Origin of the sequence: Flavobacterium sp. 1355, from assembly GCF_017833415.1 — a bacterium.
Lineage (GTDB): Bacteria > Bacteroidota > Bacteroidia > Flavobacteriales > Flavobacteriaceae > Flavobacterium.
In genome coordinates this window covers 249,843-267,491 of sequence record NZ_JAFICC010000002.1, presented here as the reverse complement: position 1 = coordinate 267,491, position 17,649 = coordinate 249,843, and the positions used below count along the sequence as shown (strand labels likewise).

Here is a 17,649-nt window from a genome sequence, read left to right as displayed (position 1 = left end):
GCTTAAAATCAATTTGTGACAGCTAATATTAATAATTAAAAACTATTAATTATATTTTTACTATCAATATTTATAATCATAATTAAAAACATTCCTTTCATGAAAATCATAGTTAAAATTGATTTATAATAAATTGTATGTTTATAGAAATGAATCTATTTTTAAAAAAATAGAAAAGTAAAAATTTGAATTTTTGTATTAAAATTTCATCTCAAAATATCAAAAAACTAAATAAAGCTTTCTGTTAAATGATTTTTAAAAAGATGAAAACTGAGTCGGAAGAATTAAAAAATTGTATTAAAATCAATTTATGAAAGTCACTTTTAATCTATAAAATTTATTAAAATTCAATATTAAATAGATAATGTAGATAATAAAAAAAAGCGCTTATAAAAGCGCTTTTAATAAATTTATCTGATATTACTTCTTTACCATTTCTGATAAAATTTCAATTTCTCTTTCTGATGCATTTTTTGGAGGATTTGAATATAATTTCAAAATTTCATCTTCAAATTGATTTCTGAAACTTTCGTTTTCAATATCTCTTAAATTTAAAAGTGCTTTCGATCGAACATAAGTCGATTCGCTTCTTAGAGACATAGTATATAATTTTTTAATATCGTCTTCTTCAAAATCTGTAGATTTCCAATTAGAATATTTTAAAAGAAATTGAGAAAATAACAACGAAGCCTTATTATTATTAATATTCTTCTTTAGTGAATTTTGTAATAAAGAAAAACTTGAAACATTTTTGATGCTCTCCCCTATTGCACTTTCAATTGCAATACGTTCTGGTTTTGTCTCAACTTTAAAATATTTATTAATTTCTTTTAAAGAATTATTAATGCTGTTTTCTTCTTTTTTACCTTTTTCTTCCCATGCATCTTTTAATCCAACAGTTTTGTTAAATACTAATTTTGAAGGAGTTGAGTCTTTATCAACAGTAAAATAACCTAAACGTTGAAATTGAAATTTATCTTCATTTTGAGCTGTTGCCAAACTTGGTTCAACAAATCCTTTGATAATTTCTAATGAATTTGGATTCACAAAATCTAAGAAATTTTTCTCCTTATAGCTGTCCGGTGCTTCATCTGTAAACAAACGATCGTACATACGAACCTCTGCTTCAATGGCATGAGCAATAGAAACCCAATGCAATGTTCCAGACACTTTTCTCTGACTTGCTTCTGTCCCGCTCCCGCTTAAAGAATCGGTATCATAAGATACATGAATTTCTGTAATATTACCTTCTGAATCTTTTATAACTGATTCTCCTTTAATGATATAAGCGTTTTTAAGTCGTACTTCTTTTCCTAAAGTTAACCGGAAATATTTAGCCGGTGCATCTTCTAAAAAGTCTTCTCTTTCTATATATAATTCACGGGAAAAAGGTACTTTCCTGAAACCAGCATTTTCATCTTCCTGATTATTTTCAGCTTCCAGCCACTCTTCTTTTCCTTCCGGATAATTTGTAATTACCAGTTTTACAGGATCTAAAACAGCCATTACACGAGGCGCAATTTTGTTTAAATCTTCTCTAATACAAAACTCTAAAACCGATACATTAATCAGATTATCACGTTTTGCAATACCAATTGTGTTAGCAAAATTACGTAAAGAAGCAGCAGTATAACCACGTCTCCTTAACCCAGAAATTGTTGACATTCTAGGATCATCCCAACCGTTAACATGCTTTTCCTTAACTAGTTGCTGTAATTTTCTTTTACTGACAACAGTATGTGATAAGTTACGTCTTGCAAATTCTCTTTGCTTTGGGCGAATCTGATTTTCATCAATAATTTGGTCTAAAAACCAATCGTACAATTCACGGTGAGGCAAAAATTCTAACGTACAAAATGAGTGTGAAATTTGCTCCAAATAATCACTTTGCCCGTGTGCCCAATCGTACATCGGATATATTTTCCATGCATCTCCTGTTCTATGATGATGCTTGTGCAAAATTCTGTACATAATAGGATCACGCATCAACATGTTTGTTGATTTCATGTCAATTTTTGCACGAAGAATATGTGTACCAGCCTCAAATTCACCATTTTTCATTCTTTCGAATAAATCTAAATTTTCTTCTACAGAACGATTTCTGTATGGACTATCAACACCTTCTGTGGATGGCGTTCCTTTTTGAATTGCCATATCTTCAGAAGACTGGCTATCAACATACGCTTTATCTTTTTTAATTAATAAAACTGCCCAGTCGTATAATTGTTGAAAATAGTCTGAAGCATAACATTCCTCAGCCCATTTATAACCCAGCCATTCCACATCTTTTTTTATAGCATCAACAAATTCCTGCTCTTCCTTTTCTGGGTTTGTATCGTCAAAACGTAAATTTACAGGAGACTGATAATCAATTCCTAAACCAAAATTCAAAGCAATAGAACTTGCGTGTCCTATGTGCAGATACCCATTTGGCTCTGGTGGAAAACGAAAATGAAGTTTGTTATTTGAAAGACCCGATTTTAGATCTTCTTCTATTATTTGTTCAATAAAATTGAGTGATTTCTCTTCTGATGCCATTATTTTATAGTAATTTTAGCAAAGATAAAAAAGTTTACAGTTTTCGGTTTACAGTTTACAGTTTTCTTTAGAAACTTCTCAGTAAACCTGAAACTAAATTAATTAGTATTTTTGTATAAATTTTAAAGTTATGAGACAATTAACTGTTACAATTCCAGACGATTTTTACGATACTTTTATCAGTTTTTTTAAACATGTTCCAGATGTTTCTATAAATGAAAACACTGAGAATGCAATTCCGATATGGCAACAAGAGATGGTTTTGGAACGATTGAAAAATGCTAAACCAGAAGATTTTATTAGCTGGGAAGATTTTGAAAAAGAAATGGATAAAAAATGGCTGTAAACAATTTTAAAATTAAAATTCTTTCACGAGCTAAACTTGAAATTGAAGAAGCAGCACAATACTATGAAACTAAAAGCAAAGGATTAGGAAAATTATTCTATTTAGAATTTAAAAGTTATCGCACAACATTAGAAAATATTCCTTTTTTCGAGGAAAAGTATAAAACGATTCGCACTTTACCTTTTAAAAAATTTCCTTATACAATACATTTTACAGTTGATGAAACAACAAAAATAGTTTGCATATTAGCTGTTACATCTAATTACCAAGATCCAAATATTACAAGAATAAAATTATAAAAATGGGAGTTATAAAACTAAAAAACATTCGAACTTTCTCCTACCACGGATGTTTAATCGAAGAGGGAAAAATAGGATCTGATTACACAGTTGATTTAAAAATTAAAACCAACTTACAGAAATCTGCCGAAACAGATCACCTTTTAGATACTGTTGATTATGTACATTTAAACAAAATTGTAATGGAAGAAATGGCAATACGTTCTCATTTATTAGAACATGTGGCCAAAAGAATCAACATTCGCGTCTTAAATGAGATTGAAACAGTAGTAAAAACTACAGTTTGGGTTTCTAAAATAAATCCTCCTATTGGTGGTGATGTTGAATCAGTTACTATAAAAATGACGGAAATCAGAAAATAATATTTTAATACAAAACACTAAATTTTTAAAATAGTTTACTTTAAACTTTTGAATTTTAAAGATTTTGGTTACTTTTGCCATCCGTTCAATTAAGGCGTCGTGGCCGAGCGGCTAGGCTGGGCTCTGCAAAAGCTCCTACTCCGGTTCGAATCCGGACGATGCCTCAAAACCTCTAAAGCAATTTAGAGGTTTTTTTTATGTTTAATTTTTTGAAAAAATTAGATAAAATATGTTCGAATCCGGACGATGTCTGTAAAACCTCTAAAGCAATTTAAAGTTTTTTTTATGTTTAATTTTTTGAAAAAATTAGATAAAATAATGTTCGAATCCGGACGATGCCTTAACACCTTCAAAGTAATTTTAGTGTAGTTTTTGCAATCTTGTCATTCTGAGGAACAAAGAATCACACAAGTGACTCGACAAAGATTGGCGACATTGTTTACGGAGCTTCTTGTGTGTTTCTTCGTTCTTCAGAATGACAAACTGTAACTTATAAACATAAAAAAACCTCTGAAATACAGAGGCTTAATTTATATTATCACAGTTATTAACAAACTACTTTTCAATTCTTTCAAAGGCATTTTTAACCATTTCTTTTTCTTTTGGAAACCATCCCTGAGTTATTAGTACTACTCCAAAAATCATTAATACAATACTAATAACTTTCTTAATTTTTAAAATATTATTAGGTGTCATTTTAGATTTTAATTGTTTAGCTAATAGAATCTTAATACAATCAACTAATAAATAAGTAATGATAACTGAAGTAAAAAAAGTAAACATTCTTGTATTTTGCATTTCTAATTTTGGTCCGACAGAAATAATTACCGCCAACCAAAAACCAAGAACCCCAATGTTGATAACATTTAATATAAAACCTTTTATAAATAAGCTTCCGTAATTTCTTTTAATGATATCACGATCTATTTCATCATCATCTATCTTTTCTTCATTTCTTAATCTTACAAAAGAAATTATTCCATAAACAAGCATAATAATACCTCCAAAAATAAATAAGGCAGGTTTATCTTTAAGACTCTGAATTAATCTGTAACTTCCTAAATAAGCAATTCCTATAAAAAAAATATCTCCTAATACTACACCAAGATCAAAAGCCATTGCTGCTCTGAATCCCTTTGTAATACTGGTTTCAAGAAGTATAAAAAATACCGGACCTACCATAAAGCTTAGGAAAAGTCCCCATGGCAGCCCAGTTAAAATATCATTTATCATTCAAATACAATTAGTTACTTAACCTGTTCAATTTTTCCGCCCAAAACTGTTTTTTGATTAATTTGTTTTGGTTTTCCATAAATGTAAATAGAGCCTCCTGCGCTCACTTTTGCATCAACAAGTGTAGAAGCATTCACATCTGCTTTTCCTCCCGCAGAAACGCTTACTTTAGTCTGAGAGGTTTCTAATTTACTTGCGAGCAAATATCCTCCAGCACCTAAACTTGCATCCTGATTAGAAGCTTTACCCGAGATCGTAATTTCACCTCCGGAAACAGAACTTACATTTAGTTTTTCAACGTGCAAATTTACGTTAATTTTTCCTCCTTCTTGCGCACTTACTTTAAAAGCTGTAGCTTTTATAGTTTCTTTACTGGTAACAATTGCACCTTCATTTACATCGATTAGTTCTATGTGTTTGTAATACACGGTAATATCTAAATCATCTCCGGATAAAAGTTTTGGGAAAGGCATTCTCAATTTTAGTAAACCTTTCTTATTAACAACTTCGACTTCAGATTCACGAGCACCTTTAATCACAATTTTGTTCTCTGAAGACTGAACTAATTTTACACTTAGTTTATCAAAAACTTTAACCGAATCAAAATCTCCCAACTCTTTGGTAACCTGACCAAAAGACAATTGTGCTACTAAAATTGCAGCTCCTATAATTAATTTTTTCATGTTTCTTTTTTTTAAAATTTAATACTATTCCGCTCTTCTTAAAAAATGAAAATCAAGCTGTTTTTTAACTAAATCTGCATTTTTTACCTTAACGAAAATTTCATCTCCTAATTGCAAAATACTGTTTGATGTCGCTCCTACCAAGGCATACTGCTTTTCATCAAAAGTATAATAATCATCTTTTATCTCTCTGATTCTAACCATACCTTCGCATTTATTAGAAACAATTTCAACATAAATTCCCCACTCTGTAACTCCTGAAATAACTCCCAAAAATTCTTCGTCCTGGTGATCCTGCATGTATTTAACCTGCATGTATTTGATACTGTCACGTTCAGCATTGGTTGCCAAACTTTCCATATTCGAACAATGCTGTGATTTTGTTTCATAAACTTCTTCATCTACAGATTTGCCTCCGTCAAGATAATATTGCAGCAAACGATGCACCATAACATCCGGATAACGACGAATTGGTGAAGTAAAATGGCTGTAATAATCAAAAGCTAAACCATAATGACCAATATTATCTGTAGAATATTTGGCTTTACTCATACTTCTAATAGCAAGAGTATCAATTAAATTCTGCTCTTTTTTTCCGTTTACTTCTTCCATCAAAGCATTTAATGATTTCGAAATATCTCCTTTATTTCTGAGATCAATTTTATAACCAAACTTAGAAATGACGGCTTGCATAGCAATTAGTTTATCTTCGTTTGGTTCATCGTGAATTCTATATACAAAGGTTTTCTTCTGTTTCCCAATATACTCAGCAACTTTTCTATTGGCCAAAAGCATAAATTCTTCAATAAGATGATTGGCATCTTTAGAAACTTTAAAATAAACTCCTTCTGGTTCTCCTGCAGCATCAAGGTTGAATTTTACTTCTACTTTATCAAAAGAAATAGCGCCATTGGCCATTCTTTTCTTTCTCAAAATCTTAGCTAATTCATCTAATTTTAAAGTTGCTTCAACAATTTCATCTGAAACAACATAAGATTCTCCTGTAATAGAAATATCAACCGGAATCGTATTGTCTTTTGTCTCAATAATATACTGTGCTTCCTCGTATGCAAAACGCTGATCTGAATAAATTACCGTTCTGCCAAACCATTGGTTAATAACTTGTGCAGCTGGAGAAACCTCAAAAACTGCAGAAAACGTATATTTCTCTTCATTTGGTCGCAGCGAACAGGCAAAGTTTGATAAAACTTCAGGAAGCATTGGCACTACTCTGTCTACCAAATACACTGAAGTCGCACGCTGATATGCTTCATCATCCAAAATAGTTCCTTCTTCAAGATAATACGAAACATCGGCAATGTGAATACCAATTTCGTAATTCCCGTTTTCTAACTTTTTGAAAGACAACGCATCATCAAAATCTTTTGCATCTTTTGGATCAATCGTATACGTAAGCGTATCACGCATATCACGACGTTTTGCAATTTCAGATTCCTGAATTGTTGTATCCAGCTTTTGAGCATAGACCTCTACTTCTACCGGAAAATCTGATGGCAAACCATATTCTGCCAGGATTGCATGAATCTCAGTATTATGTTCACCTGGTTTTCCTAAAACTCTAATTACAGATCCAAAAGGGCTATCTGCTCTTTTTGGCCAGTCTTCAATTTTAACTAAAACTACATCTCCATTTTCTGCTTCTCCAATTTTATCTTTTGGAATAAAAATATCCGTATACATCTTAGGGTTTGCAGTAGAAACAAATGCAAAATTGGCCTGAATGTCAATAACTCCGACAAATTCTGTTTTATCTCTTTCTATAACTTCAATTACTTCACCTTCAGGTCTTTTTCCTTTTCTTCTGTTATAAACATAAACCTTTACTTTGTCCTTATCTAACGCCCTGTTAAGATTATTGGTCGGAATAAAAACGTCTTCTGTAAATTCGTCACAAATAAAATATGCCGTTTTTCTGCTCGTCATATCAATTGTTCCTTCGTAATAATCCTGACTTACCGCTATTACTAAATATTTACCAGGCTCTGATTCAACTATTTTTTTAGAAGAAGCCAGAAGCTTTAAATCTTTTATAATCTGGTTTCTGCTTTTTGTATCGTCAAGTTCAAGCTTTGCTGCTATCTGTTTGTAATTAAATACTTTATTAGGGCTTTGCGATAAAATCTTCAGTATTTTTCCTAAAAAGTCCTTCTCATTTTTTATCGGCTTTCTAATTTTCTTATCCATATATCTTTTTCTTATAAAGTTTAAAATTACAAATAAGATATCAGATTACAGATTTTAACAATTAGAATTATTAAAATTATAACTTTCAATTGGAGATATTTACTGATTTTCAAAGGTCATTTGTAATCACATAGTAAAATAATACTCGAAACAAATTAATAATCCTCATTTCGTATCTTTACAAAAAGACCTTTTATGGAAAGCTTTAAAACGATAGCCATATTCAATTACGACCACGAAACGGTTATTCTTAAACACTTATTAGATCAGGAAGAGATTCCATACTACTTTGAAAACGAAATCACCTTATCAGTCGTTCCAATGTATTCTGCAGCGCTCGGCGGCATCAAACTCAAAGTTCATCCCAACGATTTCGATCAGGTTCAGGCAATTCTTGACAATCTTAACAATCCTCTCAAAATTGTCTGAATCCAAACTAAATTTAAATTCAAAAATATTTTTTTTGATTTTCAACTTTCAAAGTTTTCAACATATATTAAATACAACAAAAAAGAAATTTTAAATTTAATTAATTTTTGATGGTTATTATAGCGTGTTAATATGTCGAATAAATTTATTTTTTAATTCATTGAAATCTCGTTTTACTTATTTATTGGGAGTTATCAACATAGTTATTTTAGGTTAAAAGATTAATTTTTAAGCCTTTTCTTATTTTAATTAACAACGGTTAACAACCAAAAATGAATTCAAATTGTAGATAAGTTGACATGTTGATTTCTGTTGAAAATGATATTTTTGATATTGATAACTTTTCTAAAAATTCCTGAAACTTTATTAGGATTTTTAATTCCAATTTTGGATTAGGTTTTTTTCTGACACAACCAAAAAAAACTTCTAATTTTCTATCTGAACTTATTAACAAATAATGTTAAGTTAAAGTTAACTGAATATCAATGATTTATATTTCAGTATTAACAGTCCAAAATTTTAACAAAAATATTGTTTATTATTTATTGATTATCAGTATATTATGAGTTATCAAAATTGTTAATAACCAATAACGCTTTGATATGAAGTTAGTTATAAAAACATATTTTAAAACTCGAATTTTGGTAAAGCACATTAATTATAATTCTAAATAATAAAAAAAAATTTTGTGAAAATTAGTCAAATACATGGCGAACATTTATTATTTGAGTAAATTTGTATTACACAACTTAATAGTATATAAAATGAAAATTTCGATAGGAAACGATCACGCAGGACCAGAATATAAAAAAGCAATTGTTGAAATGCTAAAAGCAAAAGGATATGAAGTTACCAATTACGGAACAGACTCTGAAGATTCTGTAGATTATCCTGATTTTGGTCATCCGGTAGCAAACGATGTTTCTGAAGGAAAAGCTGATTTTGGAATTGTAATCTGTGGAAGCGGTAACGGAATTGCAATGACTGTGAACAAACATCCAAAAGTGAGAGCCGGATTATGCTGGACAAAAGAAATTGCATATTTGACCCGTTTACATAATGATGCTAATATTGTGAGTATTCCGGCACGTTTTACTTCTATTCATCAGGCTGTAGAAATTGTTGAAACGTTTTTAACAACTGCATTTGAAGGCGGAAGACACCAAAACAGAGTAAATAAAATCGCCTGTTCGTAAAAAGTCAAAAAAAAACGGGTGCTTCGCACCAATAAAATAGATAAGCCGGGCGGATTTTAAATTCATCCGGCTTTTTTTATGTAATAATTTAAAAATCAGCATGCTAATTTTTTAAAACATCCTGATTTCGGAGTTATTAACAATAAGATTGTTTAAATCTTGTGAGTTAATTTAAGATAAATCAATGCTATCTGAATCAATAAAATTGCGGAAAACTTCACAATAAAAGAAGTTTTACTCGTTTTATGATTAAAAAGTATCATGGCAAGTAATAAACCAATTGTACCGCCGATAGCTTCCAGAAAAAATAGTGTATTTTCGGGAATTCTCCTTTTATTTTTTCGTGCTAAATATTTGTCATAACCAGCAAGAACGAAAACGACGATGCTTATAAATAAAAAAAACAATAATAAAATATTCATTGGCTTAAAATTAGAGACAAAGATATTATTTTATCAGAATTATATTATAAAAATAGTATTAATTAATTTTCTAAAAAGGAGCAGTTATTGAAATATAAATTTAAAAGAAAGTAAATAACGCGAGATTCTCGTAAAATCTCGCGTTATTTATTACTTTAGCATAAAATTTTTTTTATGTTAGAACATCCACCAATATCGAAATACGATAATAATACGATAAGTTTACTTACTCAGCTTACATTGTCAGGTGAATTGAAAGAAATTAATGATGAATATTTATATTGGGATAAAGTTAAATATAAAACAAAAACTATTGAACCAGAACAATATTGGAATGCTGTTAAATTATCTCGATCACTAAATAAGCAAAATATTTTATTTGGAACATATTCTTTTAACTTTAATGTTACTGATTATATTCTTAGACTTTTACATCATTTTGATTTACATATTGGAGGAAATTTAGGAAGCAATATAGGTATAAATGATACCGATAAAAATAAATTCCTCATAAGTTCAATAATGGAAGAGGCTATTTCAAGTAGTCAAATGGAAGGTGCAAATACCACTAGAAAAGCGGCAAAGGAAATGATTCAAAAAGAACGTAAACCGAAAAATAAATCAGAACAGATGATTATGAATAATTATTTCACGATGAAATATATTGTTCAACATAAAAATGATAGTTTAACACCAGAGAATCTTCTTTACATTCATAAACTCATTTCTAATAATACGTTAGAAGATATTGAAGATGAAGGTAGATATAGAGAGAACAACGATATTTATGTTGTAAATTATTCAAATAGTGAAGTAGTACACACACCACCAAAAAACGAAGAAATACAAAAATTAATTAATGACTTATGTTTGTTTTTTAACGAAGAACAAAAAACTTTTATTCATCCAATTATTAAAGGAATTATAATCCATTTTATGATTGGTTGGATACATCCATTTTCTGATGGAAATGGTAGAACAGCAAGAGCTCTATTTTATTGGTATATGCTCAAAAATGGTTACTGGCTGACAGAATATTTAACGATTTCTACTATTATAAAAGATACTAAAGTGCAGTATGAAAAAGCTTTTTTGTATTCAGAAATTGATCAAAATGACCTTACTTACTTTATAACTTATCATATAAAAACAATGGAGAAGGCATTTACAGCATTGAAGGAATATATTGGTAGAAAACAAAATGAAGTAATTCAAGCAGCAAAATTTATTAAGATACCAAATGTGAATGAGCGTCAAGCACAAATTTTAAAAATCTTAAATGAAGATTCTGATAGGGTTTTAAGTAGTAAAGAAATGGAAAATAGATTTGGAATTTCAAATTTTACAGCTAGAACAGATTTAAATAATCTTGAAAATTTAGGTTTTTTAGAAAAAATACAAGTTAATAAAATAAAACATAATTTTATTAAATCAAAAAATTTTGCTAAAATTTTAAAATCTTATAAATTATAAAAATCGCGAGATTCTCGTAAAATCTCGCGATTTTTATGCATTTTTAAAAACAATAATAAATGACTAATATTCAATTCATTGCCAAGTCTGTACAGACAGCACCGATTAACATTCAAAACACGGTAAAACTTTTAGAAGAAGATTGTACGATTCCGTTTATTTCCCGTTACCGAAAAGATACGACAGGAAACCTGGACGAAGTTGTGATCGAACAGATTGCAAAACTTCAAAAAGAGTATGAGACGCTTATAAAACGTAAAGAAGCGGTTCTAAAATCTATTGAAGAACAAAAAGCCCTTACACCAGAATTGAAGAAAAAAATTGAAGATAGTTTTGACTTACAGGAAATAGAAGATTTTTATCTTCCTTATAAAAAGAAGAAAAAAACAAAAGCCGATGTCGCCCGCGAATTTGGTCTGGAACCTTTGGCCAAATTGATTATGTCTGAAAGTGATGTTGATATCGATTTTGTTTCGACGCAATACATCAATGAAAATGTAATCAATGAAGAAGCCGCAATGCAGGGAGCAAGAGATATCGTGGCTGAATGGATCAACGAAAATATTTATGTTCGTAAACAGCTTCGTAGATTATTTCAGCGTAAAGCAACTATCGGAACCAAAGTTGTAAAAAAGAAAAGTGAAGAAGAAGGCGCACAAAAATTCAGTCAGTATTTTGATTGGGAAGAACCTTTGACAAAAGCGCCATCGCATAGATTACTGGCAATGCTTCGTGCTGAAAATGAAGGTTTTGTTAAAATGAAAATTGATGTTGATATTGATGACGCCTATGATATAATTGATGAAATCATTATTAAAAAACAAAACAGTACAACAGCACATCTGCAACTGGCGATAGAAGATAGCTATAAACGTTTATTGAATCCGGCGATAGGAAATGAAACTTTGCAGGAAGCAAAAGCAAAAGCAGATGCTAATTCTATTCAGGTTTTTGCTAATAATTTAGGACAATTATTATTAGCTCCGCCTTTGGGCGAAAAACGAATTCTGGCAATTGATCCGGGTTTCAGAAGCGGCTGTAAAGTAGTTTGCCTGGACGAAAAAGGAGATTTATTATACAACGAAACCATCTATCCGCATGCGCCTCAAAATGAAGAAGGAATGGCGATAAAAAAAATTCGTTCGATGGTAAATGCCTATCAGATTGATGCTATTTCTATCGGAAACGGAACGGCTTCGAGAGAAACGGAATTTTTCATAAAAAAAATCGCGTTTGACAAACCGGTGCAGGTTTTTATTGTTTCTGAGGCTGGTGCTTCCGTATATTCGGCTTCAAAAATTGCGAGAGAAGAATTTCCAAATTATGATGTTACGGTTCGTGGATCAGTTTCTATCGGACGACGACTTTCAGATCCTTTGGCCGAGTTGGTAAAAATTGATCCAAAAGCAATTGGAGTAGGTCAGTACCAACACGATGTTGATCAGACTAAACTAAAAGAAGAACTGGATAATACCGTAATTCGTTGTGTAAACTCTGTAGGTATTAATATTAATACAGCAAGTAAACATTTACTAAGTTATGTGAGTGGAATAGGAGAGAAACTGGCAGAAAACATCGTGCAATACCGTTCTGAAAACGGACCATTTGAGGATAGAAAGCAATTGAAAAAAGTACCTCGTTTGGGCGATAAAGCCTATCAGCAGGGAGCAGCATTTATTAGAATTTCGAATGCAAAAAATCCGCTGGATAATTCTGCCGTGCATCCTGAGGCTTATCCGGTTGTAGAGAAAATGGCAAAAGATTTGAAAATTTCGGTAAACGACTTAATTGCAAACAAGGAAAAAACAGCCCTAATTAAGGCCGAAAACTATATAACACCCGAAATAGGTTTACTTACTTTAAAAGACATCATAAAAGAGCTTGAAAAGCCTGGATTGGACCCAAGAAAGTCTGCAAAGGTTTTTGAATTTGATGCGAATGTAAAATCAATTAAGGATCTAAAAACCGGAATGATCTTACCAGGAATTGTCAATAACATAACCAATTTTGGCTGTTTTGTTGATATCGGAATCAAAGAAAGCGGACTGGTTCATATTTCGCAGCTAAAAGCCGGATTTGTGAGCGATGTAAATGAGGTAGTAAAACTCCATCAGCATGTTGATGTAAAAGTTACGGAGGTTGATGAAGACAGAAAACGTATTCAGCTGACGATGGTACTTTAAAATTCCAAAAAATAAATTCCAAATTCCAAAATTTGAAACTATAAAAGGAGCTTCCAGGGTTACAATTGGAATTTTTGAAGCTCCTTTTTAAACGCTTAAATGGTATAAAAAAATTCCAGGTTAAATCATTGATTTAACCTGGAATTTTAATTAAGACGAAAAAATTATTATTTAACTTCTTGCTCTTCTTTTTTAACTGCAGGAGCAGATTGATCGTCTTTAGCAGCGTTTTTAAATTCTTTAATTCCACTTCCTAAACCTTTCATTAATTCCGGAATTTTTTTACCTCCAAAAAGTAATATCACAATACCTACTATTACGAGGATTTCTGTAAGACCTAATCTTCCCATGACTGTATATATTTATGCCGAAGCAAATTGTTTTCTAATTTTACCGCAAAGGTATATAGAAATATACGAACAAAAAGTGTTTTTGGTTTAAAATCTTTGTTTTAAGGTACGTTAAATATTTTATAAAATCAAAAATTTAGCAGATTGATAAAATACTGACCGGCAGTAGCAATACTATTAATTACTATATTTGCTTGTATAATCAGATATGAAGAAGAAGAAAAAATTCAATTTTAGAAAAAAACTATTCATCAAAAACCGCTTGGTAATTTTGAATGAAGATACCTTTGAAGAAATTTTTTCGTTTAAACTTACTTTAATGAACGTATTCGTAACCTTTACGTTGGGTGGAATATTTCTTATTTTAATTACAACTTACATTATCGCTTTTACGTCTTTACGCGAATTTATTCCCGGATATTCTTCCTCACAATTAAAAAAAGATGCGACAGAACTGGCAATAAAATCTGACTCATTAGAAAGAGCTTTACAAAAAAATGAAGCTTATATAAAAGGGGTTCAAAAAGTATTGTCGGGGCAGCTGGAATATGCCAAGTTTAATAAAGATTCTATTTTGTCTGAAACCCGCGAGGCTCCCGATCATGATATGAAGGCGTCTGAAAAAGAAATCGAATTGAGAGAAGAAGTAGATAAAATCGAAAAAGAGTCGGATGAAAATTCCCGAAGTAAAAATAAAAGTGACAAAAAATAATACCACTAAAAATGTCAATTAAGTCAATTGCGGCAAAAATATTTGCTCGGAAAATATACAACCAAACACTCCACTGGGCTAACAAACCAGTCGAAAGTCAATTGAAGGTTTTTAAAAATCTTATAAAAGATGCCAAAGAAACCGAATTTGGAAAAGACCATCATTTTGATACTATAAATACGATTAAAGATTTTCAGAAAAATGTTCCTATCCGCGATTACGAAGATTTGAAGTCTTATATTGAAAAAGTTAAAATCGGCCATGAAAACATTCTCTGGAAAGGAAAACCGCTTTATTTTGCCAAAACATCGGGAACAACTTCTGGCGCAAAATATATTCCGCTGACTAAAGAATCAATGCCTTCGCATATTAATGCAGCGCGAAATGCAATTCTGCATTATGTAAACGAAACAGGAAATGCTGATTTTGTTGATGGAAAAATGATTTTTTTGCAGGGAAGCCCCATTTTGACCGAAAAACACGGAATCAACTTTGGAAGACTCTCAGGAATTGTAGCCCATTTTGTTCCAAAATATTTGCAGCGAAACCGAATGCCATCGTGGGAAACCAATTGTATTGATGACTGGGATACCAAAGTAAATGCAATCGTGAGCGAAACCATAAACGAAAATATGTCGGTGATTTCCGGAATTCCGTCCTGGGTGCAAATGTATTTTGAGCGTCTGCAGGAAAAGAGCGGAGGAAAGAAAATTGGCGAAATATTCAAAAACTTTAATTTGTTTATTTACGGAGGCGTAAACTACGAACCCTATCGTGCTAAGTTTGAGCAGATGATTGGCAGGAAAGTAGACAGTATTGAGCTGTTTCCGGCTTCTGAAGGTTTTTTTGCTTATCAGGATTCTCAAAAAGAAAAGGGAATGCTTTTGTTGCTGAATTCGGGAATTTTCTACGAATTCATAAAAGCCGATGAATTTTTTACCGAAAACCCAAAACGAAATACAATTGGTGAAGTAGAATTGGGAGTAAATTATGCTTTGATTGTTTCTACAAATGCCGGGCTATGGGGTTATAATATTGGTGATACCGTTCAATTTACATCTTTGGCTCCATATCGTGTTATTGTTTCGGGACGTATCAAACATTATATTTCTGCTTTTGGAGAACATGTTATTGCCAATGAAGTAGAAAATGCCATCAAAGAAGCAATGGCCAAAACAAATATTGTAATAAACGAATTTACGGTTGCGCCGCAAATTACGCCTTCAGCCGGATTACCATACCATGAATGGCTGATTGAATTTGAAAATGAGCCTGAAAATTTCGACGCTTTCGCGGAGGCGATAGACAACGCCATGCGAAAGCAAAATATCTATTACGACGATTTAATTACCGGAAATGTTTTAAGAAAAGTAGTAGTAACCAAAGTTTCTAAAAACGGTTTTCAGGAATATATGAAATCGCAGGGAAAATTGGGAGGTCAGAATAAAATCCCGAGATTGTCTAATGATAGAAAGATTGCAGATAATTTGAAATAGAAAAAACAACTTATATTTATAAGTTCGAAAATATAGAATAGCATGAAAGAAACCAAACATATATCAAGATCAAGAGCGCAGGAATCATCTGCAGCAATCGAAAAAATGTACATTACAATGCGCCATTTATTCAACCGTGGTTTTTATAAACCCATGGGAGTTTCCGGCGATAGTTTACGTGAATCCTTATTGGCATTGCGCCCTGAGATTTATGGTAATATTGGAGAAGAAAAGGTAGAATTAAATGGGCTTTTATATGTAATAGAACGACTTCCGATAGGAATTGAACAATGCCGTTTTATTAACCTAACCTCAGATGAAGGATATTCAAAATCACATTTTCAACCTATTGTTCCTCCAAAGAGAAGAAGAAACTGTTACAGAATTGATGAAGAGCAGATGAATGTTGAAATCACCCGCGGGCGATCTGACATTTATGATATCCTGACCCACTTAACGTTTATTTTTATAGAATCCCATAAAATAAAAAACAGGGTTCTGGTAGATGATGGCGGCGAAGTTTCACGCGACTGGCTGAAACTGGAGCAAGCTGTTATGCAGACAAAAAAACTGCCTCAAATAGAGAAAGAAAAAGCAATTTCGCATGTTGCCAATATTTTAGCCAGAACATTCGAAGAAGTTTTAGACATTTACGATGCATTTGGTTCTGAGAACGAACCGGATCGTTTCTTAAATGTAATTTATTGGCTCGGAAAACTAGCAATCGAAGAGGTAATCGAGAATAGCAAACGAACAATTACTTTTAGTCCTGTTTTAAGAGAGCGTTTAGGGCATCATATTCATGGAGAAATCTGGGCAACAAATATCAAAGAAGTTTTAAAAGCCAATAATCTTTTAAAACGTCCGATACATGTGATCAGTGCAAACATGCATAGTGTGATGAACTCTATTTTTGCAACTCCGTTATTGAAAACCAAATTCAAAGACAAGTCTGACTTTTTTATTTATGAAGAGTTAAGCAAAGCAGGGGCGAAGGAGACAAGAAGCCTGGTGGAAGAACTGGCACTGAAAAACGGAATGATTTCTTTACCGGATACATCAGGAACAAACATCGACGTTCAGATTTTTGATACGGCCAAAATTGACTGGGCAAAAACGGCTTTTGCAAAAACAATAATAACTGATGAGAAACCAGTCATTATTGTAATGGACTATGCTTTTGGAGAACAGGCTTATGAGACTATCGATGAGCTCTTAAAACCATACAAAAAAGATACTTTGCTCAATGTAAAATCAGTTTCGATAATGGGTAAAGCCGGAATTCTGGAAGGCGGAAAAGGAGATATTATGATCCCTACAGCACATATAAACGAAGGAACCGCAGATAATTATTTCTTTGAAAATGAATTGACCGGTGCCATGTTTGAAGGAAATGATATTGCCGTTTTTGAAGGTGCAATGGTGACCGTTTTAGGAACATCATTGCAAAACAGAGATTTATTAAAATTCTTTCATGAATCGACCTGGGGAGTAATTGGTCTTGAAATGGAAGGATCATATTACCAAAAAGCAATACAGTCAGCATCAAAAATCAGAAAAAGTGTGCCTCACGATATCAAAGTTCGTTATGCTTATTATGCTTCAGATAATCCGTTGGAAACCGGAAGTACTCTGGCATCGGGTGGATTGGGAACTACGGGTGTAAAACCAACTTATCTGATTACTATTAAGATTTTGGAACAGATTTTCAACGAAAAATAA

At 31.8% G+C, this 17,649-nt stretch carries 16 protein-coding genes and 1 tRNA gene; 11 read left to right on the top strand and 6 right to left on the bottom strand.

What is annotated here, in order from left to right:
• Positions 1-420 precede the first annotated feature (420 nt).
• Positions 421-2,538 carry a glutamine--tRNA ligase/YqeY domain fusion protein gene (locus JOD96_RS03615; protein ID WP_209562901.1) on the bottom strand — a complete coding sequence of 706 codons (2,118 nt, stop codon included), beginning with the start codon at positions 2,536-2,538 and terminating at the stop codon, positions 421-423.
• A gap of 130 nt (positions 2,539-2,668) precedes the next feature.
• Between JOD96_RS03615 and JOD96_RS03610 the strand changes: the two genes are divergently transcribed.
• The 4 genes from JOD96_RS03610 (at position 2,669) to JOD96_RS03595 (ending at position 3,709) form a co-directional block, all read left to right on the top strand.
• Positions 2,669-2,884, top strand: coding sequence for a hypothetical protein (locus tag JOD96_RS03610; RefSeq protein ID WP_209562900.1), 216 nt, complete (start codon positions 2,669-2,671; stop codon positions 2,882-2,884).
• A complete protein-coding gene (locus tag JOD96_RS03605; protein WP_209562899.1) occupies positions 2,875-3,183 on the top strand; it encodes a type II toxin-antitoxin system RelE/ParE family toxin in 309 nt (102 codons plus the stop codon). The genes JOD96_RS03610 and JOD96_RS03605 overlap by 10 nt, the downstream gene beginning before the upstream one ends.
• Before the next feature lie 2 nt (positions 3,184-3,185).
• On the top strand, positions 3,186-3,545 hold the full coding sequence (folB, locus tag JOD96_RS03600) for a dihydroneopterin aldolase (RefSeq protein ID WP_209562898.1): 360 nt from the start codon (positions 3,186-3,188) through the stop codon (positions 3,543-3,545).
• A 93-nt stretch (positions 3,546-3,638) separates the two neighbouring features.
• A tRNA-Cys gene (locus JOD96_RS03595) sits at positions 3,639-3,709 on the top strand.
• Positions 3,710-4,100: 391 nt separating this feature from the next.
• On the opposite strand, the gene JOD96_RS03590 is transcribed toward JOD96_RS03595, so the two are convergent.
• The 3 genes from JOD96_RS03590 to rnr are packed head-to-tail and all read right to left on the bottom strand — an operon-like array spanning position 4,101 to position 7,666.
• The gene (locus tag JOD96_RS03590) at positions 4,101-4,778 is read right to left on the bottom strand and encodes a LysE family translocator (protein ID WP_209562897.1); all 678 of its coding nucleotides are present in this window, start codon (positions 4,776-4,778) and stop codon (positions 4,101-4,103) included.
• A 14-nt stretch (positions 4,779-4,792) separates the two neighbouring features.
• Positions 4,793-5,461, bottom strand: a complete 669-nt coding sequence (locus JOD96_RS03585) for a head GIN domain-containing protein (protein WP_209562896.1) — start codon at positions 5,459-5,461, stop codon at positions 4,793-4,795.
• A gap of 24 nt (positions 5,462-5,485) precedes the next feature.
• Positions 5,486-7,666, bottom strand: coding sequence for a ribonuclease R (gene rnr, locus JOD96_RS03580; RefSeq protein ID WP_209562895.1), 2,181 nt, complete (start codon positions 7,664-7,666; stop codon positions 5,486-5,488).
• Positions 7,667-7,861: 195 nt separating this feature from the next.
• Here rnr and JOD96_RS03575 point away from each other — a divergent pair, with 195 nt between their 5' ends.
• Positions 7,862-8,095 carry a DUF2007 domain-containing protein gene (locus JOD96_RS03575; RefSeq protein ID WP_209562894.1) on the top strand — a complete coding sequence of 78 codons (234 nt, stop codon included), beginning with the start codon at positions 7,862-7,864 and terminating at the stop codon, positions 8,093-8,095.
• A 764-nt stretch (positions 8,096-8,859) separates the two neighbouring features.
• Positions 8,860-9,291 (top strand): ribose 5-phosphate isomerase B, encoded by a 432-nt coding sequence (gene rpiB / locus JOD96_RS03570; protein ID WP_209562893.1) that lies wholly within the window; start codon positions 8,860-8,862, stop codon positions 9,289-9,291.
• Between the two features lie 152 nt (positions 9,292-9,443).
• Here rpiB and JOD96_RS03565 read toward each other — a convergent pair whose 3' ends face one another.
• The gene (locus JOD96_RS03565; RefSeq protein WP_209562892.1) at positions 9,444-9,713 is read right to left on the bottom strand and encodes a DUF1294 domain-containing protein; all 270 of its coding nucleotides are present in this window, start codon (positions 9,711-9,713) and stop codon (positions 9,444-9,446) included.
• A 174-nt stretch (positions 9,714-9,887) separates the two neighbouring features.
• On the opposite strand from JOD96_RS03565, the gene JOD96_RS03560 reads away from it, so the two are divergent.
• Together JOD96_RS03560 and JOD96_RS03555 are read left to right on the top strand one after the other, a co-directional pair.
• Positions 9,888-11,186, top strand: a complete 1,299-nt coding sequence (locus JOD96_RS03560) for a Fic family protein (RefSeq protein WP_209562891.1) — start codon at positions 9,888-9,890, stop codon at positions 11,184-11,186.
• A gap of 59 nt (positions 11,187-11,245) precedes the next feature.
• Entirely contained in the window at positions 11,246-13,369 is a 2,124-nt protein-coding gene (locus tag JOD96_RS03555) for a Tex family protein (RefSeq protein ID WP_209562890.1), read from the top strand.
• 167 nt (positions 13,370-13,536) lie between these two features.
• Here JOD96_RS03555 and JOD96_RS03550 read toward each other — a convergent pair whose 3' ends face one another.
• A complete protein-coding gene (locus tag JOD96_RS03550) occupies positions 13,537-13,719 on the bottom strand; it encodes a twin-arginine translocase TatA/TatE family subunit (RefSeq protein WP_209562889.1) in 183 nt (60 codons plus the stop codon).
• Positions 13,720-13,927: 208 nt separating this feature from the next.
• On the opposite strand from JOD96_RS03550, the gene JOD96_RS03545 reads away from it, so the two are divergent.
• The 3 genes from JOD96_RS03545 to JOD96_RS03535 are packed head-to-tail and all read left to right on the top strand — an operon-like array spanning position 13,928 to position 17,649.
• A complete protein-coding gene (locus JOD96_RS03545; protein WP_209562888.1) occupies positions 13,928-14,431 on the top strand; it encodes a peptidase in 504 nt (167 codons plus the stop codon).
• Positions 14,432-14,442: 11 nt separating this feature from the next.
• Positions 14,443-15,927 (top strand): GH3 auxin-responsive promoter family protein, encoded by a 1,485-nt coding sequence (locus tag JOD96_RS03540; protein ID WP_209562887.1) that lies wholly within the window; start codon positions 14,443-14,445, stop codon positions 15,925-15,927.
• Between the two features lie 42 nt (positions 15,928-15,969).
• A complete protein-coding gene (locus JOD96_RS03535; protein ID WP_209562886.1) occupies positions 15,970-17,649 on the top strand; it encodes a DUF6909 family protein in 1,680 nt (559 codons plus the stop codon).